Below are 21588 nucleotides of genomic sequence, written 5' to 3' on the forward strand. Positions count from 1 at the left end.
GAATTCTGAATTTATTTTAATATCTTTCGATATTGAATTGACTGTGCCGAATAATTACCGAAATAACTATTCTGTTGGTCACTCAGTTTTCAATTGAGACTCTAATTTGTTTGCCTCGCTAATTACCCATAAAGAGTAAGTAGGTTGGCTGTTAGAACTCAATCTGTACGAGTGCCCACACAGATGATTGCTTTATATTGTTAAAGAACGTTTTGAGTCGCTTTAGCGTCTCAAGGGATGCGAATAATACACCCTTTATTTTTCGAGTCAACACTTAGTTTTAAACTTTCTTTTTAGAAGATTTAAAACCGAAGTTTTATTTAACTCTCTGAGTAGTTCGTGCCTCGCTATGCGATGGCGTTTCCCGTCTCAGTGGGGTCGCATTATAGGGAGCGGCGGATTTTACGCAAGCGTTATTTGCATAAAATAGTAATTAAAATTAAGCCCCAAGCAAGCACACATGATAAGCACAAGTTACCCACAAAACCTTGTTGATAACTCTGCTTTTGAACTTTAAAACTAAACACTTTTATCCTGATGTGATAAGTTGCGGTCACTTTTTTTAACTCATGTATTTAGGCAGTATCCATGACAGACATAATAAACAGTATAAGTGCCCTTCTATGGGGCCAAGTTCTCGTCTACTTATTAATAGCAGCAGGCCTCTTTTTTACTTTTCGACTAGGCTTTATTCAGTTTGTGCAATTTCCACATATGTTCAAAGTTATGTTTGGCTCTCGTAAATGTGCCGATAATGAAATTTCATCCTTTCAGGCTTTTTGTACTTCGTTAGCTGCACGCGTTGGTACAGGTAATATGGCTGGTGTTGCTGTTGCCTTATACCTAGGTGGGCCAGGTGCTATTTTTTGGATGTGGCTTATTGCATTAATAGGTATGGCTACAAGCTTTGCTGAAAGTACTTTGGCTCAGGCTTATAAAACAAAAGATGCTGATGGCAATTTTAGAGGTGGCCCTGCTTATTATATGCAAAACGGCTTAGGTAAACGCTGGATGGGGACTTTATTCTCGTTATGCTTAATTTTAGCCTTTGGTTTGGTATTTAACGCCGTACAGTCAAACTCTATTGCTGCAGCATTTGAAGTAGCGTTTGATGTACCTAAGTATATAGTAGGCATTTGCTTGGTTATTGGCTCTGGTATTATTATTTTTGGTGGTTTGAAAACGATTTCTCGTTTTGCTGAAATGGTTGTCCCATTTATGGCATTAGCTTACTTGTTAGTGGCTCTTTATGTATGCGCTATTAACTTTACTGCATTACCTGATGTAATTGTACTTATAATAAAAAGTGCTTTTGGTATTGAACAAGCTGGTGCAGGTGCAATTGGTTATGGTGTTACACAAGCTATGATCCAAGGTATAAAGCGTGGCTTATTCTCAAACGAAGCTGGTATGGGTAGTGCAGCTAATGCTGCAGCCACTGCGACACCTTACCCTCCTCATCCAGCATCACAAGGTTATGTGCAAATGCTAGGTGTATTTATTGATACTATTGTTATTTGTACAGCGACTGCTTCTCTTATTTTACTATCGCAGCAATTAGTACCTGAATCTGGTGTTATGGGGATTGAACTTACACAAGCAGCATTACAAGAACATGTCGGCGACTGGGGTACTTACTTTATTGCCATTGCTATATTGTTTTTTGCTTTTACTTCTATTGTGGCTAATTACTCTTACGCTGAAACAAATTTAATGTTTTTAGAGCACAACTCTAATAAAGGTATGTTTATCTTTAGACTTGTTGTTTTAGGTATGGTGATGTTTGGTGCTGTTGGTGAGCTTGGTTTAATTTGGACGCTGGCAGATATATCAATGGGTTTAATGGCCATTGTAAACGTTATAGCGCTATTTATGCTTTCAGGTGTTGTTGTATGGCTCTCTAAAGATTACAACGAACAACGCAAAAAGGGCTTAATACCCACCTTTGACAAAAGTAAGCATCCTAAACTTGCTAAAGAGGTCGATCCCGAGGCCTGGAAATAAACAATAAACAGCGAGCTACGGCTCGCTTTTTTAGTTCTAAAAATAAAAAGTCCTGACACATAGCACTCGATCATTTATAAGTAAAAGCTGTTACGGACGATAAGAACTGTATAGACATTATCTGATTATCAGCCTAGATAAGACAACCTACAAAAACAGATGTTTAATGCCCACAGCTCTGCTTTATGTATAAGCACTTTATTGTTTACCTATTTGAAGTTCTCACCATAACTCTAGACTTACTCTTACCCGCGATTTTTAACTTCCAATGAGCATGTGTTAGCAACCAATTCGACAACTATACCAACCTGCATAAATCTCTGAGCAATTTAACGAATTAAATTGCACTATAACGTCGTTAAAAATTTTTATTTAGAACACTAGATACAAAAATTTTTGCCTAAATCTAGCGTAATTTCCTTAACCTTAAATAGACCCCATATATAAGCAGATTGGTATTACTTTATGCTACCAGCACATAGGTGTTTGAACTTTGCTTTCAAGGTTATTTGCTCTCGAGGTGTAGATTGCTTTACTGTTTTGAATTTTTTAAAGCTAATGGCCTACTTTACTGGTTGGTATCATAAGTCTATGACGCTTAGTTCAGTTCAAAGTGTATTCATTAGCATTAAGTACTGTGTGTCGCTAAAGATTGCATGGCTGGTTTATTTGAGGCGCTATAGGATTGGGTTTGGAAATATTACATTATGCTTACTCATATATATCTTTAATACGATAGATATACAAACTCTTAATGAACTATCACACAACGCTATTATTGGGTAGACCATGCATAAAATAATGCATATTAAGATAATATAAATCATAAAAATGATAAATCAGAATTTTTACTGGATATTTTATAGATATTAGAAGATTCATTAGATATTTTTTAAGCAGAGCGCTTAATAAAGAGATGGTGCCCGAGGCCGGACTTGAACCGGCACGACTTGTTAGTCGAGGGATTTTAAATCCCTTGTGTCTACCAATTCCACCACTCGGGCATCGAGTTTGCTAATTAAAGCGTGTGGAGTAAATTATATGGAGGCGGAACCCGGAGTCGAACCGAGGTAAACGGATTTGCAATCCGGTGCATGGCCACTCTGCCATTCCGCCTAAATGTATCCAAATAATTTGGAGCGGTACACGAGGCTCGAACTCGTGACCTCGACCTTGGCAAGGTCGCGCTCTACCAACTGAGCTAGTACCGCAAAATACTGTTTTATCAACTTCAAATCATCTTGGTAAAATAATTTAAAGTGGTGCCCGAGGCCGGACTTGAACCGGCACGACTTGTTAGTCGAGGGATTTTAAATCCCTTGTGTCTACCAATTCCACCACTCGGGCATCGAGTTTGCTATTAAAAGCAAGTGGATAAAACTAATATGGAGCGGTACACGAGGCTCGAACTCGTGACCTCGACCTTGGCAAGGTCGCGCTCTACCAACTGAGCTAGTACCGCATCATATTAATTCTAAATTAACCATTTTATAAATTACACTTGGTAATGCAATTAAACCACAAAGTGGTGCCCGAGGCCGGACTTGAACCGGCACGACTTGTTAGTCGAGGGATTTTAAATCCCTTGTGTCTACCAATTCCACCACTCGGGCATCGAGTTTGCTAATTAAAGCGTGTGGAGTGTTGAAATGGAGGCGGAACCCGGAGTCGAACCGAGGTAAACGGATTTGCAATCCGGTGCATGGCCACTCTGCCATTCCGCCTAAATGTATCCAAATAATTTGGAGCGGTACACGAGGCTCGAACTCGTGACCTCGACCTTGGCAAGGTCGCGCTCTACCAACTGAGCTAGTACCGCAAAATACTGTTTTATCAACTTCAAATCATCTTGGTAAAATAATTTAAAGTGGTGCCCGAGGCCGGACTTGAACCGGCACGACTTGTTAGTCGAGGGATTTTAAATCCCTTGTGTCTACCAATTCCACCACTCGGGCATCGAGTTTGCTATTAAAAGCAAGTGGATAAAACTAATATGGAGCGGTACACGAGGCTCGAACTCGTGACCTCGACCTTGGCAAGGTCGCGCTCTACCAACTGAGCTAGTACCGCATCATATTAATTCTAAATTAACCATTTTATAAATTACACTTGGTAATGCAATTAAACCACAAAGTGGTGCCCGAGGCCGGACTTGAACCGGCACGACTTGTTAGTCGAGGGATTTTAAATCCCTTGTGTCTACCAATTCCACCACTCGGGCATCGAGTTTGCTAATTAAAGCGTGTGGAGTGTTGATATGGAGGCGGAACCCGGAGTCGAACCGAGGTAAACGGATTTGCAATCCGGTGCATGGCCACTCTGCCATTCCGCCTAAATGTATCCAATTAATTTGGAGCGGTACACGAGGCTCGAACTCGTGACCTCGACCTTGGCAAGGTCGCGCTCTACCAACTGAGCTAGTACCGCATCATATTAATTCTAAATTAACCATTTTATAAATTACACTTGGTAATGCAATTAAACCACAAAGTGGTGCCCGAGGCCGGACTTGAACCGGCACGACTTGTTAGTCGAGGGATTTTAAATCCCTTGTGTCTACCAATTCCACCACTCGGGCATCGAGTTTGCTAATTAAAGCGTGTGGAGTGTTGAAATGGAGGCGGAACCCGGAGTCGAACCGAGGTAAACGGATTTGCAATCCGGTGCATGGCCACTCTGCCATTCCGCCCCAATACTGGAGTAATAACCTTGAGATAAACTTGGAGCGGTACACGAGGCTCGAACTCGTGACCTCGACCTTGGCAAGGTCGCGCTCTACCAACTGAGCTAGTACCGCATTTTATTTATCAGTTATTTGAATTAGCACATGATGATTTATGTGAACATTCAGGTAACTGATTAATTACCGTTTGTTTATCTCGGGGGCTATGCCCTCTCAACACGGACGCATTCTACAGAGATTATTAAACGCGTCAATACAAAAAATGCTAGTTTTGAACTGTTTGCTTGTTTTTTATCTAAAACGGTGCGTTATTATACATTTAGAGTTAATTTTTAGTCAATTCACCCCATGCTGCACGTAAATATTGCATCATAGAACTCAAGGTTAAAAAGGTCGCAATGTACAGTAGTCCAAAACTTAAATAGTTCATCCACGTATCATATTGCCAAATCAAACCGATAATGGCTAACATTTGTGCAGCCGTCTTTATTTTACCCATATTTGATACAGCTACATTACCACGCTTACCCTGCTCTGCCATCCATTCACGAAGTGCAGATATGATAATTTCACGGCTTATTATAATAAGAGCAGGTATTGTCATATACATTGACTGGTACTGATCAGATAACGCTACAAGTGCAGCACATACCATTACTTTGTCAGCAACAGGATCTAAAAAAGCACCAAAAGGAGTTGATTGCTCAAGCTTTCTTGCCAAATAACCGTCTAATATATCGGTGATCGATGCAAGCCAAAAAATAAAGGCGGCAGCAAAAAAAGCCCAGCTATAAGGCAAATAAAATATCACCAAAAAAACGGGGATAAGAAAAAGTCTAAATGTTGTGAGTGTGTTTGGAATATTCCACATAACTACTTGGATATGTCTTTTTTGCTATATTCGCATGTAGGGCTAGCCCTTGTCATGCAAATGGTTAAATATCTTCTCAGCCATGTCAGGGCTGATCCCAGGAACTTTCTTTAACTGTTCTATATTAGCAGCTTTTACACCCTGCATGCCCCCTAAATATTTTAATAATGTTTGGCGACGCTTAGAACCTACTCCATTTATTTCTTCTAGTAGTGATTGTGTACGTTGTTTTTGTCGTTTATTACGATGCCCTGCAATAGCAAAACGGTGAGACTCATCACGTATATGCTGAATCAAATGAAGCGCAGGCGCATCTGAATCCATCGGAATGGTTTTGCGTCCACCATCAATCAATAGTGTTTCAAGACCGGGTTTACGACTCGTTCCTTTTGCAACACCGACTAATAAAGGCATTTTAGTGTGCGGCCAATTAGAAAAGTACTGCTCAGCGCGTCCTAACTGCCCCTTACCGCCATCAATAAAGATAACGTCTGGAATTTTGTCTTCGTCTACTAACTTGTTATAGCGCTTGTTAAGTGCAAATTCCATTGCAGCATAATCATCGCCACCTGTAATACCTGTTACGTTGTAGCGCCTATACTCTTTTGTATTTGGGCCTTGTGAGTCAAATACAACACAACTTGCAACGGTGTTCTCCCCCATGGTGTGGCTTATATCAAAACACTCCATTCGGGTAATATCGTCAAGTCGCAGTGTTGCTTTTAATTGTGCATAACGTTTATTAATAGAGTCTTGGGTACTTTGTTTAACCGCAATACTGTTTAATGCATTTTTATTGGCCAGTTGTAAGTATTGCGCACGCTCACCACGAGTGACCACTTTAAGGATTACTTTGCGCTCACTTATTTGTGTAAGCGCTTCGCCGAGTGCCCCGCTCTCTTCTATTTCAAACGGTAATATGATTTCTTTTGCAATACGCCCTGTTGCTCCTGGCGCTAAATAGTACTGTCCTAAAAATGAAGTCAATATTTCTTGCTCACTCGAATCTTTAGGTACTTTTGGAAAATAGGTTTTACTACCCAGTACTTTATGATCGCGGATCATTAATAAATGAATGCCGTTTAACCCGTTTAAATGCGCAAAACCGACAACATCCATTTCTGCAAAGTTACCAGAAATAGACTGTTGCTCCTGCATTTTACGAAGTAGCATTATTTGGTCGCGAACTTTTGCCGCCAATTCAAAGTTTAATTGCAGGCTGGCTGCTTCCATTTTTTTTATTAAATCAGCAATAACTTCGTGAGATTTACCCGTTAAAAATTTACGAACATAGTCAACTTGCTCACTGTAATCATCATCAGTTACTTTATTTACACATGGAGCTGAGCAACGTTTAAGTTGATATTGCAGACACGGGCGACTTCTTGCGCGGTAATAGGCATCTTCACATTGACGAACAGGAAATATTTTTTGCATTAAGCGCAAGCTTTCAGATACCGCTCCTGCGCTTGGGAAAGGCCCAAAGTACTCACCTTTAATTTTACGACTGCCACGATGAAATGCTAAACGAGGGTGTTTATGGCTAGTGAGTAAAATATAGGGGTACGACTTATCGTCGCGTAATAATATGTTGTACCGAGGCTGATATTTTTTTATTAGATTATTTTCAAGCAGCAGCGCTTCGGTTTCAGTATTGGTGAGGGTGACTTCAATGTTACAAATATTACTCACTAAAACGCGTGTTTTGCTATCGGTAATGTTACTTCTAAAGTAACTGCTCACACGCTTTTTTAGATGCTTTGCTTTACCAACATAAATAACTTGGTTGTCACTATCAAGCATGCGGTATACGCCCGGCTCACTTGATAGCGTTTTGAGAAAATGTACGTGATCGAATTCAGACATAAATTATAGTTAGTACGAAACGTCTATATCAATCATTTTATGACGAATAGCTAAATGGGTAAGCTCAACATCACCACCTACATTTAACTTTTCAAACATACGGTAACGATAGCTATTTACTGTTTTAGAGCTTAAATTTAAGCGTTCAGCTATATTTTGTGCTTTTTCACCTTTGGTGATCATAAGCATAATTTGCAGTTCGCGCTCAGATAAACTCTGAAAAGGGTTTTCATCTGTGCGGCCTGTCACTTGTGCAAGCGCTATCTGCTGTGCAATTTCAGGTGCAATGTAACGCTGACCAGCATGAACACAACGAATGGCACGAACCATTTCGTCAGAGCCTGCACCTTTAGTTAAAAAGCCATGTGCACCAATTTGCATTACCTTGCTCGGAAACGGGTCTTCACAATTAACAGTAAGCACAATAATTTTTACATCTGGGCAGTAACGACAAATCTTTTTAGTCGCTTCTAATCCGCCCATGCCTGGCATATTCATATCCATTAATACTATGTTTGGCGCATGCTGACGACAAAACTGTACAGCCTCTTCGCCAGTTTTAGCTTCGCCAATTACTTTAAACCCTCGTACGTCATCAAGAATACGCTTGATTCCTGTTCGTACAAGTTCATGGTCATCAACTAAAAGTACATTAATCAATGGAACATCCTCACTTACCTAACAACATGCAATTTAATTAAATTAATTTGCCACAGTAACATACATAAAGCGAAACAATAATTAATATTATTGCCTCGCTCTAATAGTTTAAGATGACGATTTTTCGCTAAATCTGTCAACCCATAACGCAATGATACCATCACCCGTTACATTACACGCAGTACCAAAGCTATCTTGTGCTAAATAAAGTGCAATCATTAATGCAACAGCACCTTCATTAAACCCAAGCATGCTTGTTAATAAACCAAGCGCCGACATGACTGCACCACCTGGAGCACCCGGTGCTGCAATCATTACTACACCTAACATCATAATAAACGGTAGCATACCCATTAATGAAGGAACTTCCATGCTTGGCGATAAAAACATAACAGCCATTGCACAGGTTACTATAGTAATAGTTGAGCCAGATAAGTGAATAGTCGCGCAAAGTGGCACTGTAAAGTTAGCTACATCTTCTTTAACGTTATTTGCTTTACTTGATTGAAGCGATACGGGAATCGTTGCAGCGCTAGACATTGTGCCCAAAGCGGTAAAGTAAGCTGGTAGCATATTTTTAACTAATTCGATTGGATTACGTTTTAACAATATACCTGTCGCTATATATAAAACACTTAACCATAACCAATGCATAACAAGCGCTGCAATTAGTACTACACCAAATGTTTGCAACGTATCTACCACAGTGCCTGCCACCGTCATTTCGGCAAATACGCCAGCAATGTAAAATGGTAAAGCTGGAATAATTACTTTCGATAATAACCCGTCCACTACATCACGACCCTGATCAGACACCTTTTTAAGCGTATCAAGTTCTAGTTGGCTCATGCCTATACCAAATACAAAAGCAGTCACTAATGCGGTCATTACACCCATCAGAGGTGGAATTTCTAAATCAATAAAACTACCTATTTCAGTAGCAACTTCTGCTTCAAATGTAATGCCACCACTTAAAAAAGGTATAACAGCACTTACTAATAAAAATGCAAGCGTACCTGCAATAATGGTAGAGCTGTAAGCAAACCCGACTGTTTTACCAAGTAAGTGACCAGACCCTTTTGGTAGGCCAGCAATACCCGATGCAATAAAAAATAAAATGATAAGAGGGATGGTAAAGGAGATAATTTGACCAATCAGCTCTTTTACTGTAAATAAAAGTTCAACACCAGTTATAGGTACATATAGTCCGACTAAGATACCGGCCACAATACCGGCAATTAATTTTAAGATTAACTTCATTGTGATTGCTTAATTGAATTTAGATACGTGTTTTTATCATGTTTTAGACGCATTGTGTGATAAAACTATTCAAGTTACATTCATATGCACAAATAACGAACAAATACAGCTTAATCCAATGCTCTTTCGAACATTTTTTGACTAAACAAGTTTTTACTCTTTAAATTTCAAATTAAGCCCGCACCTATAATAACTAAAGCACCGTTAATAATTGATTTTTATTTCGGCTGGTTATAAGCCCAATAGATATATGTTATAGCCAAACTTTACTTTAGTTTTTTTAAACTCACAGTAAAGTGTGTTTATATAGTTAGTAGCAAAGGCTATTAACACGTTGATCAGATTGCATCCAAAGGAACATTATGTCTACTATTTTTGAAGATAACTCACTAACTATTGGTAATACGCCGCTAGTAAAACTTAACCGTGTTACGGGTGGGAATGTATACGCTAAAGTTGAATCTCGTAATCCAAGCTTTAGTATCAAATGCCGCATTGGTGCATCGATGATTTGGGAAGCTGAAAAGTCAGGTCAGCTTGTTGAAGGTAAAGAACTTATAGAACCAACATCGGGGAACACCGGTATTGCACTTGCATTTGTTGCAGCAGCACGTGGTTACAAGTTAACGCTTACTATGCCAAACACCATGAGTCTAGAACGTCGCAAGCTATTAAAAGCATTAGGTGCAAATCTAGTGCTTACCGACGGTGCTAAAGGTATGAATGGCGCAATTGAAAAAGCAAAAGAAATTCAAGCAACAGCACCTGATAAGTATATTTTATTACAACAATTCGAAAACCCTGCAAACCCAAAAATTCACTTTGAAACAACAGGCCCTGAAATTTACGATGCGCTTGACGGCAAAGTAGACTTTTTTGTAGCAGGTGTAGGTACTGGTGGTACTATTACAGGTGTTAGCCGCTACCTTAAAACAGAAAAAGGTTTAAACGTTAAGTCTATTGCTGTTGAGCCAACTAACTCTCCTGTTATTAGCCAAACGCTTGCCGGTGAAGAAATTAAACCTGGCCCTCATAAAATCCAAGGTATTGGTGCTGGCTTTATCCCTGGCAACTTAGATATGGACTTAATTGATGGTGCCGAGCTTGTATCTAACGAAGACGCAATTGCAATGGCGCATCAGTTAATGAAAAAAGAAGGTATTTTAGTCGGTATTTCGTCAGGTGCCGCGGTTGTTGCAGCTAAGCGAATTGCTGAAAAACCTGAAAACGCAGATAAAAATATTGTTGTTATCCTACCTAGTGCAACTGAGCGTTACTTATCAAGCCCAATGTTTGATGAAGAATTTAGTGAGCAAGAGCTAGTACAATAAGTAATTTTAAGATTTTTAAAAGGATGCTTTAGGCATCCTTTTTTATTATTTATTATCCAATTTTCTATTTATTGCCCCCCATACCTTTACATCTTCCTAGATAAACCACACACTTTAAAAAAACTAATTAATAATAACTAATATGAAAAAAATCACGAGTTTATTAAGTTTGGTTATCTGTTTATTTTTATCAGCCTGTGGAGACGATACCAAAACACTTGGCGACACTCCTGGCGATACAGCAACCGCTTATTTTGATGCGCTTTATAACCAGCAAGACCTTCAAAAAGCCAGCACCATGGCAACACCCAATCTTACGCGCATCATGAAATCCTACGGCACTGCAAAACAGTTTTCCCGTAACTTAGTAAATATGCAATATGATGAAGTAACCATTGAAGTTGATATGACCAATATGAGCATCCGTGAACAATACGGTGATAACGCCAAAATAAACCTTATTTTTACCGGCTATTTAAATGGTGATAAAATTGACGAAATGCGCAGTGTAAAAATGCTTCGTAAAAAGGGCAAATGGTACATAGATAAAATAGTTGCCGACCCTTACGCTCGTTAAAATAAATGAATTAAATATAAAAAGGCCTTACATTTGTAAGGCCTTTTTCGCTTTAGTTAGTATTTAAAGTACTGCGCTACAGCTCACCTGGTTGAAAATTATCAACTGCAATGGCTTTCTTTCGTAACTTATTAGCGTGATGCATTGCATCTGCATCAGTTTGCTCTAATAACTTATTTTCAAGCGCATAATTTATAGCACCTTCAATATCAAGCGTTGCAGGCACACTGCCCTTACGCTGCCATTGTTTTAGATCTTTAAACTGCGCTTGCATATCATGCATAGCTAAAAATGCGCTTTCCATGACCCCTGTACCTGCATTTTCATCTACATAACATAAATGCGTTAAGCGGTTTCTAAATACACCCGGTTGAGTCATACGCTCACAAATACTTTGTGCAATTTCATCACTTGGTCTGTGGTAATGATTTCCAAGCGGGAAGACGATACGTTTAAGGGTAAAATTAACAACCGGATTTGAAAAGTTTTTAAAGAAGCCATTAAACGCTTGGCCAATTTCAAATAATGAGTTCTCAATAGCATATTTTACAAATGGTAAATCAGCTTGTTGGCGCCCTTCGTCTTCATAACGTTTTAAAACAGTTGATGCTAAGTACAAATGACTTAATACATCACCCAAACGTGCCGATATCATTTCTTTTCGTTTAAGCTCACCGCCAAGCATTAACATAGCCACGTCTGTGCAAATAGCTAAGCCTCGGCTCATTCTGCTCAGTTGCTTATAATAAACAGCCGTTTCACCACCTACAGGCGCTTTAGCAAAATAACTACGTGTTAAGCCATGCACAAATGCCATACCTGCATTACTTGCTGCAAATATTATATGGTTCATTAATAAACCATCAAATTGTTCAAGTGCTGCGTCGTCATCTTCCATTGCAGCGGCTTCCATTTCTTTTAAAACAAATGGATGACAGCGTGTTGCACCTTGGCCAAATATCATTAAGTTACGCGTTAAAATATTCGCGCCTTCAACCGTAATTGATACTGGAATACCCATATAGCCATGCGCCAAATAGTTATTAGGCCCTACTTGAATTCCTTTACCTGAATGAATATCCATTGCATCATTCATTACCGTACGACCCATTTCAGTCATATGGTATTTAGCAATCGCTGTTACAACCGACGGGCTTAATTTTAAATCAATCGCACCTGCGGTCATTAATCTGCATGACTCAAGTGTGTAAGTTAAACCACCAATACGCGCAAGTGCCTCTTGCACGCCTTCAAATTGCCCTATAGATACACCAAACTGCTGGCGTACCATGGCATATGCCGATGTCATTTTTGAAGCTAAATGTCCAGTTGCTGCACTCAATGCTGGTAGTGATATACCACGCCCTGCACTTAAACACTCAACAAGCATTCTCCAGCCACGCCCTGCACACTCTTGACCACCAATGATCCAGTCCAGTGGTATAAATACATCTTTACCGTAAGTGGTACCATTCATGAAGGCCATATTAAGCGGATAATGACGCTCACCCGTTTCGACACCCGGATGATCGGTTGGTATTAGAGCACATGTAATGCCTAGCTCTTTCTTATCACCTAATAAAGCATCAGGGTCATACATTTTAAATGCTAAGCCGAGTACAGTAGCCACGGGTGCAAGTGTAATGTAACGCTTTGACCAATTTAAACGCAGGCCCATTACTTTCTCGCCATTATGCTCACCCATACACACCACGCCTGAATCAGGAATGCTGCCAGCATCAGAGCCCGCCTCTGGTCCCGTTAATGCAAAACAAGGAACATCTGTACCATTAGCTAAACTTGGCAGCCAACGATCTTGCTGCTCTTTAGTACCATAGTGAAGAAGTAACTCGCCCGGACCTAAGCTATTAGGCACCATAACAGTGACTGCGGCTGTTAAGCTTTTAGTCGAAATTTTTGACACTATCGTTGAATTAGCAATTGCCGAGAACTCACGACCGCCAAATTTTTCAGGAATGATCAGCGCAAAAAAACCTTCTGTTTTTAGGTAATCCCATACTTCTTTTGGTAAGTCTTTGTCTTTTTGTACAATTTGATAATCATCAAGCATCGCCAATAAGGTTTCTACTTGGTTAGCCATAAATGCGTTTTCTTTATCGCTAAGCTCTGGTTTAGGAAAGCGGTGCAGTTTTTGCCAGTCTGGGTTACCACTAAATAACTCACCATCCCACCAAACATCACCTGCTTCCATCGCCTCTCGCTCTGTTTGCGATAATGGCGGAAGCACCTTTTTGAACATTTTAAACGTAGGACGACTAATCAAGTTTAGGCGAATATCTTTAACCGCAAAAATAACTACCACCACGACCAGCAATATTATAAATATTAACATGCGCACATTCCTTACACATTGAATGAAAATAGTAACTTAATTATGACCCATCTTAATTTAAATACAATCATTGCACGACGAGTCGTGAGCCTTAACGCATTCATTTTATTGTTTTAAACATCACTGCTATTATCAACGTTTTAATAACAATAAATTAAAGGAATAGCATGACCCCCTTTCGATTTAAACTAAGTATGAGCGCCTTAATGGTAGCAAGTACTCTTGCTTTAACAGCCTGCGATGCGCAAGTAACGATAGACACTACCGATTCAGCACACACTAAAAAAGCTGTAACAGCTAAAGATGCAAATACATTTATAACAAACACAGAAAAAGAACTAAGTGCACTTTATTTAGAATCGAGCCGTGCAGAATGGATTTACGCAAACTTTATTACTCATGATACGTCGGCTCTATCGGCTGAAGTTAACCGTAAAATGACCGAAACAGTCGTGCGTTTAGCAAATGAAGCTGCAAAATACGACGAACTAGAGCTTGATTACGATGCTCGCCGTAAGCTTGATAAACTAAAACTAGCACTTACACTTCCTGCCCCACAAGACGCTGATAAAACAGCACAACTTTCACAAATTGTCGCAGAGCTTGGCGGGCTATACGGTAAAGGTGAATACTGTAAAGAAGACGGCACCTGTTTAAGCCTTGGCGACATGACTTCAAAAATGGCCACCAGCCGAGATTACAACGAACTACTTGATTTATGGCAAGGCTGGCGTCAAATATCAAAACCAATGCGCTCACTTTACGAGCAACAAGTAGTGCTGACCAACGAAGGTGCAAAGGAGCTTGGTTATGCCGATACGGGCGCTATGTGGCGCAGTAAATACGATATGCCTGCTGATGACTTCACCACCGAGCTTGACCGTATTTGGGGCCAAGTTAAACCACTGTATAACTCGCTACACTGTCATGTTCGCGCAAAGTTAGGTGAAAAGTACGGCACCGACAAAGTACCTCAAGATCAGCCAATACCAGCGCACTTACTTGGTAATATGTGGGCGCAAGCATGGGGTAATATTTACGATGTAGTTGCACCAGAAAACGCCGATCCAGGTTACGACGTAACCGAGTTATTAGCTCAAAATAATTACGACGAACTTAAAATGGTAAAAGGGGCTGAAAACTTTTTTACCTCAATGGGTTTTGACGCACTACCAGAGACATTTTACGAGCGTTCACTGTTTGTAAAACCAAAAGACAGAGATGTGCAGTGTCATGCATCAGCATGGAATATCGATAGCAAAGACGATTTACGCATTAAAATGTGTATTCAGCGCACAGGCGAAGAGTTTTCAGTTATTCACCATGAATTAGGTCATAACTTTTATCAACGCGCATATAATAAGCAGCCTTTATTTTATCAAGAAAGTGCAAACGATGGTTTTCATGAAGCCATTGGTGACACCATTGCCTTATCGGTTACACCGGGTTACTTAAAAGAAATCGGCTTACTTGAACAAGTACCTGATGAATCTAAAGATATTGGTTTATTAATGAAAATGGCACTTGATAAAGTCGCCTTTGTGCCGTTTAGCTTAATGGTTGATCAGTGGCGCTGGCAGGTATTTTCAGGGGAAGTAGCACCGGAAAATTACAATAAAGCATGGTGGGAACTACGTGAAAAATACCAAGGAGTGCAAGCTCCTATCGCACGTAGCGAAAATGATTTTGATCCGGGTGCTAAGTACCACGTTCCGGGTAACACGCCTTATACACGTTACTTTTTAGCGCATATTTTGCAATTTGAGTTTCATCGCAGCTTATGTGAAATTGCCGGTAACGATAAAGCCATTCATCGCTGCTCTATTTATAACTCAAAAGAAGCAGGGGATAAGCTAAACGCTATGCTTGAAATGGGTTCGTCTCGCCCTTGGCAAGAGGCGCTTGAAACTGTAACAGGTAAGCCGCAAATGGATGCAACAGCAATGCTCGATTACTTTGCACCATTACAAACATATTTAGATAAACAAAACGAAGGCCGCAACTGCGGCTGGTAAATAGCGCTGAACAAAAAGCCCGCTCAAATGGGCGGGCTTTTTATTCATATTCTAATTTTCTGTTAAATTAGAACTGTAAGCTTACATTTGCAAAGTAAGCATCATAATCAGAATCATCCCAGTTATTGCCGTAACCTGCTTTTAAACCAACATTGTTGTTGAAAAAGTGTTGGCCACCAAGAGTGTAGTCATCATTTTTATTAACTGTAACAAACACCGATGTTGCTTTGCTGAAATAGTAGTTAGATGCTAATTCCCAGTTACTTGAACCGCCATCAGCATCTTCAAACTTACCTTCAACAGTCAAGTAGTTACCTTGCTGTAAATCAACAAAGTACTTAGCTGCTACTGCACGGTAATCAAACTCATCATCTGATGTTACTGTAAAGCCGATATAATCAGTGCTGTTTAACTGATGGTTATATGCTAAGTCAAACACAAACTGATTGTCAGCATCTTCGAAATCTACAAACGTTGCTTTTAATACAAGGTTTGGGTTAAAGAAGTAACCAGCTGAAAGTTCAATTACATCCGTGCTTGAGCCAAAATCACTATCGAGATTATTGTACTGTGCACCTAATACAAAATCTTCTACAAAATACTCACCGCCAATGCTAGTAACATCTCCAAGATCATTATCACTGTATGCACCATAAACATTTGTTTGCTTATTGATGTATTCAAATTGATCGTAAGGACCTAAAGTCGCTTTTGGAGAAAAATAATATGTTGAGTCAACACTTACTGTGTCATCACCATCTACGTCCACATATCCTACATGGCTGATTGATTGGTAAGTATCTGCGGCTATTGCAGTGGTTGCAGCACTTGATAATAAAATGCTCGAAATGATAACGGCTAATTTTTTCATTTTAAATTCCCTATAAATATTACTTTTTATGCCTCAGCTGTCTAGCCAAAGTCGGGGCGCATCCTAACGCCAAAAAAATGAACGAAAACTGAATAAAGGTCAAATTAAACCCAGCGGAGTTGTAATAATTTATATGCAAATGTAAATACAAAGTATCCATCAAATTTACAAGACAATATCATGTCATCATTTAAATTTAAAAAGTAACAAATACGGTACAAACTGTCGCTAAATTGAACACAACTTAATTATTCGATAAACCTCATCAATATAATTTCCTCTCACTAAATTTTTTTAATTTCTCAAAAAAATTACTTTGTTTAATTCATTATTTCTGTATTTATAATGAAAAATAGGTTTGTGTCAGTGCATATTTTTATCTGTTTTTTCCAATAACCATTGTTTACTAGCAAAAACAACTCCAATACTTACTATTTTATAGCTATTATCATCGACTGCACTTAATGGCTTTAATAACAATTTAGCCATTCATGGCACTCTATTTATAACTTAAAGGAGTTATTTAGATGAGCATAATAAAGGCCGTAATTATGACTGGTAAAAGTTTATAGTTAAAAGCTCAAACATTTAAAACGACAAAGCCCGCTAAATTTAGCGGGCTTTTTAATATTACTTTTGTATTAACTAAGTACGGGACTTAATTAAAACTGAAAACGCATGTTAGCAAAGTACGCATCGTTATCAGAATCATCAGCGTTGTTTTCATAACCCACCTTTACACCAATATTTTTATTGATGAAGTGTTGAGCACCAAAGCTGTAAGTGTCTTGCTTGTTGTAGTTAGCAAATACAGATGTTGCCTTTGAAAAGTAGTAGTTAGTTTCTGCTACCCACTGGTTTTCTGCATCATCAATGCTTTCGTATTTACCTTCAAAAGTAAGGTAGTTACCTTGCTGTAAATCAATAAAGTATTTAGCAGCTACTGCACGGTAATCAAAATCGTCGTCTGATGTAAGTGTAACACCTACGTAATCAGTGCTGTTTAGCATGTAGTTGTAAGCTAAATCAAATAATGCGTAATCATCGCCGTCTTTGTTTTCAACTAGTGTTACTTTTGCAAGTAAATCAGGGTTGAAAAAGTAACCACCCGTCAGTTTATAAAGCTCACTGTTAGAACCTGAATCTGGGTCTAGGTTTTCGTAAGATGCGCCAACAACAAATTCATTAATGAAGTATTCACCACCAACTGATGTTAAATCGCCAAAGTCGTCATCTGCGTAGCCACCATATACGTTAGTTTGTTTATTGATGTATTCAAACTGATCGTACGGACCTAAAGTTTTTTTAGGAGATAAGTAGTAAATAGAATCTACAGCAACGGTGTCGTTGTTATCGCTATTTTTATAGCTTAGGTTACTAATTGAATTGTAGCTGTCTGCAGCAGCCGCAGTGCTAGATAATAAAATGCTCGAAATAATAACTGCTAATTTTTTCATTGTAAGACTTCCCTATGTACATTGCTTTTTATGCTCTAGCTGTATTGCTAAAGTCGAGGCACATGCTAACGTTAGGAAACTGAATGAAAACTTAACTAACCAGTTGTATTTATTAAGTTAATTGTAAGGAAGTGTTGTAAACTGTAAAATTAAAGTAGTTGCAACATTTAGTCAACAACTACTTAAAACATGTACCGTATTAAAGCGCGTGTTGGCTAATAATACGGTAAACATCGTTAATATTATCGCCAGACTTAAACTCTTTACTAATTGGTGTTGGATCTGAGCCAACCCATATTTTTAGCTCGGCATCTAAGTCAAAATGGCCTGCGCTCTCTTTACTAAACTTGGTTATTTTAGAGTAAGCAACACTCACCATTTCCATTTTAGAACCGGTCATACCTTGCTTATCAATTAAGATTAAGCGCTTATTAGTAAAAATAAACATATCACGTACTACTTTATATGCCTTTTCTACTTGTTCACCGTCAATTAATGTATTGGCGAGGATTTTCTCTAAATCAGAATCGTCAACTTCGCTTGCATTACCCATAAGTCCGCTAAGTAAACCCATTATACTTTCTCCTGTTTAAATATTTGATTCTCTAATGTATGTCCATTAACTAACTGCCTGTACTGCCAGTGTTGCTGATGACAAAAACTCAGCAGTGCAATATCAAGCGGCTCACCTGTTGGCTGATACTCAACTACATATTCTTTATGTTGGCTCATATACACCCGGCTCACCCCTGCAATTGCTTGAAGCTGTTGCTCAACATTTTGATAAGCTTCGCTTAGCATTAATGTATAAAAGTGTTTATCGGTATTATTTGTTTTTGTTTGATGCTCGCTTAGTACGCCTTTATCTAAATGAAGTACCTGTGAGCATAGTCGCTCAAGCTCTGTTAAATCGTGAGAGCTTAAAATAAAAGTAGCCTGTTCACTTAATTCAGATACCAGCTCGCGCACTTCTCTGGCATGAATCGGATCAAGCCCTGCGGTTGCTTCATCAAGCATTACAATTTGTGGTGCGCCAATAAGTGCTTGCGCTATCGTAACGCGCTTGCGCATGCCGTGCGATAAGTCCCCCGCACGCTGCTTTGCAATCTCTTTTAAGCCAACCAAGTCAAGTACACGTAGCGCCTCAGTTTGGCTTTGCTTAGCACCCATACCTTGCAGTTTTGCATAAAAAGCGAGTTGCTTATCTATATTAAAACGAGGGTCAAGTTGTGCATCTTGTGGTAATGCACTTACTTTATTAAATAAAGCAGCGCTCCCTGGCTTATGCCCTAATATTTCAAGGCTGCCTTTACTTGGCGCTATATAGCCGCACAACAAACTAAATAAGGTGGTTTTACCCGCACCATTTGGCCCAACAAGCGCCACTGGCGCACCTTTATTAATCTCAAAGTCCACATTATTAAGCGCAAGTTTTGCACCATACGATTTACTCAAACCGCTGGCTGTAATTAATGGTCTCATAGTGAGCTCCTTGCAAAAATACGTTGAGCAACGCTTAGTAACACCGCTGTTTGCACAAGGGGAATAGCCACAGCGCTTAATAATGGTAAATTTTGCCCCGCTAATAACTCTATTTGCACACCCGGAAATAAATAATCAAGCAAGCCTAATGCGGGTATTTGCCATTGCAATATACCAACTACAATACCGCCTGCTGCAAAATATAAAATTGCCAATACAATAGATAAACGCGATGAGCGAGCAAAGGTATTTATTAACGTCATAAGTGCTACAAATGGACACAGAGTAATCACTAATATTAAAAATATAGAAAGCGCACGGGCAAAACCACCAGCCAGTAAACTTGGATCTCTAAACCCTAGTACCGCGAGCGTGGCCACAAGAGTAATGCCCACTAAGCAGGCTAATACCGCTAATTGTCCTAAAAAACGACCAAACAGTATTTCAAAGCGAGTGGAGCGCAGTGATAAAAACCTTAGTGTGCCGCGCTCTCTATCGCCTACCGTTTGGTCGCTACAAATAAATAAACCAAAAACGGGAAAGCTATACAGGGCTATTAACCAGTACATAGCAAATTCGGCCTCAGGCCAATCCAATAATTTACTTAAACCAATAGAACCTGATATATCACGGGCTATTTGCTCAAAATCGGGCGCACTTACAATGCCTACTGCCTGCCCTATTGGGTAGCGTAGTATTATTAGCCACACCAATGCAAAGGCAGCTAATGCAATAAGTCCACGTTTAGTTAAAAACATACGTACAAGCTCAAATCCCGCTATTTGCGTTAATCGCCCTACGTTTATCGGTAATGGTGTTGCCATTGACTATCCTTAATGACTTTTTATTTTCTGTGTATTTATCCACACTAAGTGTAAACACCTTGAATTACCAGCAAAAAAAAGCCCACCTATGGTGAGCTTTGTAACAATACATTTAAATGTAACAGCATAAATTGCGATATAAATTATAAATGCTGCTTATAAACCTCAAGTGCTTGGCTTAAATCGCTAATTAAATCTTCAACATCTTCAAGACCAATATGCAAGCGAATAACCGGGCCTAAATCCCAACCTGTATTTGAACGCAGCCCTTTCATAGTTAAATTAGCGGTTACTAAACTTTCAAAACCGCCCCACGAAAAGCCCATTTTAATATGCTCAAGGCTATCTAAAAATGCATCAATCGCTTTTTGATTACCGGTTTTCATCACAAATGAAAACAACCCATTACTGCCATCAAAGTCACGTTTAAAAAACTCATGCCCTGGGCAGGTTTCAAATGCAGGGTGGCGAATATGATCAACAAGCTCATGTTGTTCAAGCCATTTAGCTACTTCTATTGCTGCTTTTTCATGTTGATTTAAACGCACACCCATTGTACGAAGGCCTCTAAGCGCTAAATACGCATCATCGGCACTGGTACATTGCCCTAGTAAGTACGAGTTTTCGCGCAAGGTTGGCCAGTACTTTTTATTAGCAACAGCCACCCCCATCATCACGTCTGAATGGCCGACAATATACTTCGTTGCAGCCTGAATACTAATATCAACACCGTGCTCTAGCGGACGATAATGCAAACCGTTGCCGTAGGTATTATCAAGTATGGTCATTACGCTATGCTCATTGGCTACTTTTACCATAGCAGGCACATCTTGCACTTCCATCGTAATAGAACCTGGAGATTCTAAAAACAACACTTTAGTATTTGGCTGAATGTAGTCTTTAATACCTGCGCCAATGGTTGGCGGGTAGTAGGTTGTTGTAATGCCCAGTCCCACTAAAATTTTATCGCAAAAATCGCGAGTTGGTTCGTACACGTTATCAACCATTAAAATATGATCACCGGTTTTTAAAAACGATAAAAATACTTGGCTAATCGCCGCTGCGCCACAAGGGTATAGTGCACAGCCTTCGCCGCCTTCAAGTTCTGTAATCGCTTCTTGTAGTGCAAAGTGTGTTGTTGTGCCCCGGCGCCCATAAAATAACGTTTTATCGCCACGGGTTTTAGCAGCTTCTTTTAAATCTGCTACAGTATCAAATACAATGGTAGATGCACGCTGTACAACGGGATTTACTACGCCATGTGTATAGGCTTTTTTGCGCCCTGATGATACCAGCTGAGTGTTTTTATTACTTTTACTCGACATTGTTAATCC

Annotated in this window: 15 protein-coding genes and 16 tRNA genes; 4 read left to right on the forward strand and 27 right to left on the reverse strand. The window is 39.4% G+C overall.

Annotation, left to right across the window (positions count from 1 at the left end; all coding sequences use genetic code 11):
* Positions 1-588 precede the first annotated feature (588 nt).
* The gene (locus I6F44_RS18375) at positions 589-2004 is read left to right on the forward strand and encodes an alanine/glycine:cation symporter family protein (protein WP_010555303.1); all 1416 of its coding nucleotides are present in this window, start codon (positions 589-591) and stop codon (positions 2002-2004) included.
* A 917-nt stretch (positions 2005-2921) separates the two neighbouring features.
* Here the strand turns inward: I6F44_RS18375 and I6F44_RS18380 are convergent.
* The 20 genes from I6F44_RS18380 to I6F44_RS18475 all read right to left on the reverse strand — a co-directional run bounded on the left by I6F44_RS18380 (position 2922) and on the right by I6F44_RS18475 (position 9344).
* A tRNA-Leu gene (locus tag I6F44_RS18380) sits at positions 2922-3008 on the reverse strand.
* A 38-nt stretch (positions 3009-3046) separates the two neighbouring features.
* Positions 3047-3120 (reverse strand) — tRNA-Cys (locus I6F44_RS18385).
* Between the two features lie 19 nt (positions 3121-3139).
* Positions 3140-3215, reverse strand: a tRNA-Gly gene (locus I6F44_RS18390).
* 49 nt (positions 3216-3264) lie between these two features.
* Positions 3265-3351, reverse strand: a tRNA-Leu gene (locus tag I6F44_RS18395).
* A 39-nt stretch (positions 3352-3390) separates the two neighbouring features.
* Positions 3391-3466 (reverse strand) — tRNA-Gly (locus I6F44_RS18400).
* A gap of 64 nt (positions 3467-3530) precedes the next feature.
* Positions 3531-3617 (reverse strand) — tRNA-Leu (locus I6F44_RS18405).
* A gap of 37 nt (positions 3618-3654) precedes the next feature.
* A tRNA-Cys gene (locus tag I6F44_RS18410) sits at positions 3655-3728 on the reverse strand.
* A 19-nt stretch (positions 3729-3747) separates the two neighbouring features.
* Positions 3748-3823, reverse strand: a tRNA-Gly gene (locus I6F44_RS18415).
* Positions 3824-3872: 49 nt separating this feature from the next.
* Positions 3873-3959, reverse strand: a tRNA-Leu gene (locus tag I6F44_RS18420).
* A gap of 39 nt (positions 3960-3998) precedes the next feature.
* Positions 3999-4074 (reverse strand) — tRNA-Gly (locus I6F44_RS18425).
* A gap of 64 nt (positions 4075-4138) precedes the next feature.
* A tRNA-Leu gene (locus I6F44_RS18430) sits at positions 4139-4225 on the reverse strand.
* Between the two features lie 37 nt (positions 4226-4262).
* Positions 4263-4336: transfer RNA gene (locus tag I6F44_RS18435), tRNA-Cys, on the reverse strand.
* A gap of 19 nt (positions 4337-4355) precedes the next feature.
* Positions 4356-4431 (reverse strand) — tRNA-Gly (locus I6F44_RS18440).
* 64 nt (positions 4432-4495) lie between these two features.
* Positions 4496-4582, reverse strand: a tRNA-Leu gene (locus tag I6F44_RS18445).
* Positions 4583-4619: 37 nt separating this feature from the next.
* A tRNA-Cys gene (locus tag I6F44_RS18450) sits at positions 4620-4693 on the reverse strand.
* A 32-nt stretch (positions 4694-4725) separates the two neighbouring features.
* Positions 4726-4801, reverse strand: a tRNA-Gly gene (locus I6F44_RS18455).
* Between the two features lie 211 nt (positions 4802-5012).
* The gene (pgsA, locus tag I6F44_RS18460) at positions 5013-5558 is read right to left on the reverse strand and encodes a CDP-diacylglycerol--glycerol-3-phosphate 3-phosphatidyltransferase (protein WP_032827134.1); all 546 of its coding nucleotides are present in this window, start codon (positions 5556-5558) and stop codon (positions 5013-5015) included.
* 42 nt (positions 5559-5600) lie between these two features.
* On the reverse strand, positions 5601-7424 hold the full coding sequence (gene uvrC / locus I6F44_RS18465; RefSeq protein ID WP_021032122.1) for an excinuclease ABC subunit UvrC: 1824 nt from the start codon (positions 7422-7424) through the stop codon (positions 5601-5603).
* A gap of 9 nt (positions 7425-7433) precedes the next feature.
* Complete coding sequence (uvrY, locus tag I6F44_RS18470; RefSeq protein WP_002963136.1) at positions 7434-8084, reverse strand: UvrY/SirA/GacA family response regulator transcription factor; 651 nt, start codon at positions 8082-8084, stop codon at positions 7434-7436.
* Positions 8085-8192: 108 nt separating this feature from the next.
* Complete coding sequence (locus I6F44_RS18475) at positions 8193-9344, reverse strand: dicarboxylate/amino acid:cation symporter (protein ID WP_007587010.1); 1152 nt, start codon at positions 9342-9344, stop codon at positions 8193-8195.
* A 362-nt stretch (positions 9345-9706) separates the two neighbouring features.
* On the opposite strand from I6F44_RS18475, the gene cysK reads away from it, so the two are divergent.
* Both cysK and I6F44_RS18485 read left to right on the forward strand, forming a co-directional pair.
* Positions 9707-10675, forward strand: a complete 969-nt coding sequence (gene cysK / locus I6F44_RS18480; protein WP_024608071.1) for a cysteine synthase A — start codon at positions 9707-9709, stop codon at positions 10673-10675.
* A gap of 142 nt (positions 10676-10817) precedes the next feature.
* A complete protein-coding gene (locus I6F44_RS18485; RefSeq protein ID WP_007587009.1) occupies positions 10818-11252 on the forward strand; it encodes a hypothetical protein in 435 nt (144 codons plus the stop codon).
* A gap of 76 nt (positions 11253-11328) precedes the next feature.
* Here the strand turns inward: I6F44_RS18485 and I6F44_RS18490 are convergent, their stop codons facing one another.
* A complete protein-coding gene (locus I6F44_RS18490) occupies positions 11329-13605 on the reverse strand; it encodes an acyl-CoA dehydrogenase (protein WP_024591299.1) in 2277 nt (758 codons plus the stop codon).
* Positions 13606-13772: 167 nt separating this feature from the next.
* On the opposite strand from I6F44_RS18490, the gene I6F44_RS18495 reads away from it, so the two are divergent.
* Entirely contained in the window at positions 13773-15620 is a 1848-nt protein-coding gene (locus I6F44_RS18495) for a M2 family metallopeptidase (RefSeq protein ID WP_197174335.1), read from the forward strand.
* Positions 15621-15687: 67 nt separating this feature from the next.
* On the opposite strand, the gene I6F44_RS18500 is transcribed toward I6F44_RS18495, so the two are convergent.
* From I6F44_RS18500 to I6F44_RS18525, 6 genes are all read right to left on the reverse strand, one after another.
* Positions 15688-16491, reverse strand: a complete 804-nt coding sequence (locus tag I6F44_RS18500) for a putative porin (protein ID WP_197174336.1) — start codon at positions 16489-16491, stop codon at positions 15688-15690.
* A 662-nt stretch (positions 16492-17153) separates the two neighbouring features.
* Positions 17154-17948, reverse strand: a complete 795-nt coding sequence (locus I6F44_RS18505; RefSeq protein WP_002962833.1) for a putative porin — start codon at positions 17946-17948, stop codon at positions 17154-17156.
* Positions 17949-18147: 199 nt separating this feature from the next.
* Positions 18148-18522 (reverse strand): PH domain-containing protein, encoded by a 375-nt coding sequence (locus tag I6F44_RS18510; protein WP_024599818.1) that lies wholly within the window; start codon positions 18520-18522, stop codon positions 18148-18150.
* Positions 18522-19430 carry an ABC transporter ATP-binding protein gene (locus I6F44_RS18515; protein WP_197174337.1) on the reverse strand — a complete coding sequence of 303 codons (909 nt, stop codon included), beginning with the start codon at positions 19428-19430 and terminating at the stop codon, positions 18522-18524. Before I6F44_RS18515 ends, I6F44_RS18510 begins: the two co-directional genes overlap by 1 nt.
* Positions 19427-20254, reverse strand: a complete 828-nt coding sequence (locus tag I6F44_RS18520) for an ABC transporter permease (protein ID WP_024599820.1) — start codon at positions 20252-20254, stop codon at positions 19427-19429. The genes I6F44_RS18515 and I6F44_RS18520 overlap by 4 nt, the downstream gene beginning before the upstream one ends.
* A gap of 143 nt (positions 20255-20397) precedes the next feature.
* Positions 20398-21579: a cystathionine beta-lyase gene (locus I6F44_RS18525; protein WP_024608065.1), complete on the reverse strand. Its 1182-nt coding sequence runs from the start codon at positions 21577-21579 to the stop codon at positions 20398-20400.
* Positions 21580-21588: the final 9 nt, after the last annotated feature.

Origin of the sequence: Pseudoalteromonas sp. NZS11_1, assembly GCF_015864275.1 — a bacterium.
GTDB lineage: Bacteria > Pseudomonadota > Gammaproteobacteria > Enterobacterales > Alteromonadaceae > Pseudoalteromonas > Pseudoalteromonas arctica.

What these genes read in the sequence shown, in the direction of transcription:
- I6F44_RS18375 (WP_010555303.1), top strand. Translation starts at nt 589, where the DNA reads ATGACAGACATAATAAACAGTATAAGTGCCCTTCTATGGGGCCAAGTT.
- pgsA (WP_032827134.1), bottom strand. Translation starts at nt 5,558, where the DNA reads ATGTGGAATATTCCAAACACACTCACAACATTTAGACTTTTTCTTATC.
- uvrC (WP_021032122.1), bottom strand. Translation starts at nt 7,424, where the DNA reads ATGTCTGAATTCGATCACGTACATTTTCTCAAAACGCTATCAAGTGAG.
- I6F44_RS18475 (WP_007587010.1), bottom strand. Translation starts at nt 9,344, where the DNA reads ATGAAGTTAATCTTAAAATTAATTGCCGGTATTGTGGCCGGTATCTTA.
- cysK (WP_024608071.1), top strand. Translation starts at nt 9,707, where the DNA reads ATGTCTACTATTTTTGAAGATAACTCACTAACTATTGGTAATACGCCG.
- I6F44_RS18485 (WP_007587009.1), top strand. Translation starts at nt 10,818, where the DNA reads ATGAAAAAAATCACGAGTTTATTAAGTTTGGTTATCTGTTTATTTTTA.
- I6F44_RS18490 (WP_024591299.1), bottom strand. Translation starts at nt 13,605, where the DNA reads ATGTTAATATTTATAATATTGCTGGTCGTGGTGGTAGTTATTTTTGCG.
- I6F44_RS18495 (WP_197174335.1), top strand. Translation starts at nt 13,773, where the DNA reads ATGACCCCCTTTCGATTTAAACTAAGTATGAGCGCCTTAATGGTAGCA.
- I6F44_RS18500 (WP_197174336.1), bottom strand. Translation starts at nt 16,491, where the DNA reads ATGAAAAAATTAGCCGTTATCATTTCGAGCATTTTATTATCAAGTGCT.
- I6F44_RS18505 (WP_002962833.1), bottom strand. Translation starts at nt 17,948, where the DNA reads ATGAAAAAATTAGCAGTTATTATTTCGAGCATTTTATTATCTAGCACT.
- I6F44_RS18510 (WP_024599818.1), bottom strand. Translation starts at nt 18,522, where the DNA reads ATGGGTTTACTTAGCGGACTTATGGGTAATGCAAGCGAAGTTGACGAT.
- I6F44_RS18515 (WP_197174337.1), bottom strand. Translation starts at nt 19,430, where the DNA reads ATGAGACCATTAATTACAGCCAGCGGTTTGAGTAAATCGTATGGTGCA.
- I6F44_RS18520 (WP_024599820.1), bottom strand. Translation starts at nt 20,254, where the DNA reads ATGGCAACACCATTACCGATAAACGTAGGGCGATTAACGCAAATAGCG.
- I6F44_RS18525 (WP_024608065.1), bottom strand. Translation starts at nt 21,579, where the DNA reads ATGTCGAGTAAAAGTAATAAAAACACTCAGCTGGTATCATCAGGGCGC.